The 2,175-nt window shown below is 62.3% G+C and carries 3 protein-coding genes; all 3 read right to left on the reverse strand.

Translation table 11 applies throughout. The features are described from left to right. A partial coding sequence (locus AB4Z11_RS30060; protein WP_442029603.1) for a TonB-dependent receptor plug domain-containing protein occupies window positions 1–1,106 on the reverse strand: 1,106 nt, incomplete at its 3' end. Window positions 1,107–1,145: 39 nt separating this feature from the next. Then, a complete protein-coding gene (locus AB4Z11_RS30065; protein ID WP_442029600.1) occupies window positions 1,146–1,595 on the reverse strand; it encodes a YcnI family copper-binding membrane protein in 450 nt (149 codons plus the stop codon). A gap of 11 nt (window positions 1,596–1,606) precedes the next feature. After that, window positions 1,607–2,053: a copper chaperone PCu(A)C gene (locus tag AB4Z11_RS30070; protein ID WP_442029602.1), complete on the reverse strand. Its 447-nt coding sequence runs from the start codon at window positions 2,051–2,053 to the stop codon at window positions 1,607–1,609. Window positions 2,054–2,175: the final 122 nt, after the last annotated feature.

The raw sequence follows: 2,175 nt of genomic DNA on the forward strand, positions 1-2,175 counted from the left end.
GTATCCGGGTCCGGCACCGCCACGGTCGGCGTACGCACCAGGTCACGCACGTAGTCGTACTTGCTCAGCGCGACTTCCCAGTCGAAGCTGCCACGGGCATGGGTCTTCAGCGAGAGGCCCTGCATGATGTGCTCAAGATCGCCGCGGCTTGGCGCGAAATCGGAAGGCAGCAACGTGAAGCGCTTGCCATTGATATTAATGTCGCCCTTGTAGACCGGATTACCTGCCGCGTCGCGCAGATAGGATTCCGAACTGCGCACGGCATCGTTCTGCCACCAGCCCAGCGTGTAGCTGGCGCGCAGCGTCGGCGACAGGTCGTAGGCCAGCTTCACCTTGGCGTGATCCTGCACCGTGTGAATCTGATTGGTGCTGCCGAGGATGTACCAGTCCTTGTTGGCTGGGTTCCTGTCCGCCACCGCGCCCGTCACCGGCACGCCTGCCGTGCTGTTGACGCCCGCAGATAGCAGCTTGTTGGCAAAGGCGATCGGCTGCCCATCGCTATTCAGGCGCGACACGTCCACCCACCACGACAGCGCGCCGTTGCGATTGCCCAGCGAGGCGCTGCCCTGGCGGCCGTAATGATGCGAATCCGTCGCGTACTGCTCGAAGCCCTGCGCAAAGGCGTTGACCTTCACGTGCGCTTCCAGTTTGGTCGGCATGCGGGTCTGGTAGTCCACCACTGCGCCAACCGAGCTGCCCGCGTAGGCTGCAGAGAACGGGCCATACAGCACATCGACGCGCTCGATTTCTTCCGGCGTCACTAGGCCCCAGCGCGGCGTGAACGTCGCACCATTGCCCAACAGATTTGACAGCAGAATGCCATCCGCGTACACCAGCGAACGCGCGCTGTTGCCGGTGCCGGAGGCGCGGCTGGCCAGTACGGCGTGATCGTAATCGCCTGCATAGCGCTTGCGCACATTCAGGCTTGGCAGGTATTTCAGCGCGTCCTCGGCGTCCACCGCGTTGATGCGATCTTCAATCTGCTCGCCAGTGATGCCCTCAATCGTGGTCGGAATCTGCGTCGGCAGCGAGGTTGGACGGCCGCCCGTCACGGTCACCACGTGGTCCGCGTGCGCCGCGCAGGAAAGGCCCATCGCCGCCAGCATCGCTGCCAGCGGTTTGTATTTCAGTTGCATAGGGACTCCTTAGTGGTGCGCGTGTTCGCTCGGCGCGGCAGGCTGAATCTCCAGCGCTGGCGCCGGGTTCTTGCCGCCAGGCGTGGTCTCATCCCAGCCCTCGCTGCCCTTTTCACAGACCTGCGCCACTTTGAAGTAGCGTGTGCCGGTGTCGGCGGGCAGTTTTACCTGCATCACAAATTCGTCGTAATACTCGTCCGGTAGCGGGCCGCCAGTCCAGGTCACGCTGTTCGGCGTAGTCTTGATTTGCCAGCCCTGCTTGGGCATCGGCTTGGCGCCGTTGACGCCTTCCGGCAGTGTGACGGTGATTTCACGCGTCGGGCTGCCCTTGCAGCCATGGCCTACGCGGAAGGTCAGCTTCTGGTAGCTGCCGGCGGTAGCGGTTTTCTGTTCCAGCGTGATGTGGGCGTGTGCCGACGTGGCCAGCAGCGCAGCTGCGGCGATCAGAATGCGTTTCATGTTGTGGCCTTTCAGTGCTGCGCGGGGCTGTAGCCCAGCGGTTTGACCGGCACCTGCACTTCAACGTTGGTGCGCTTCTTGTCTTTCTTGTTTTCGACCACGAGGGTCATCGGCACGGTTTCGCCTTCTTTCAGCTGGCGTTTCAACTGCATCAGCATCACGTGGTAGCCGCCGGACGCCAGCGCCACCGGCTTGCCTGCCGGGAGATCGACGCCATCGACCGGCGCCATATTCATACGGTCGCCCTTCATCTTCATCTGGTGGATTTCAGCATCGGCGACTGGAGTGCGCACTTCGACCAGGCGCGCGTCCTGGGCCGATTGCAACTGCATGAAAGCGCCAGAGGCTTTCGCTGCGGGCACGGTGGCCCGAATCCATGGGTCTTTGACGGTAACTTGCGCGCTTGCGGAAGCGGCAAAAGCGATCGACATTGCGAACGCGAGGAAATGCTTGTTCATTGTTTTCTCCTGAATTGAGGTTAGTCGGATAATTCAGGAGAGCGCGGGCGGACCTCGCGGGTTGGACGTCGACCACACCTGCAACGGTGCGGGCGACTGGTAGAACAGCAGTGGACGCAGGG

Origin of the sequence: Pseudoduganella sp. RAF53_2 (assembly GCF_052113985.1) — a bacterium.
Classification (GTDB): Bacteria; Pseudomonadota; Gammaproteobacteria; order Burkholderiales; family Burkholderiaceae_D; genus Rugamonas.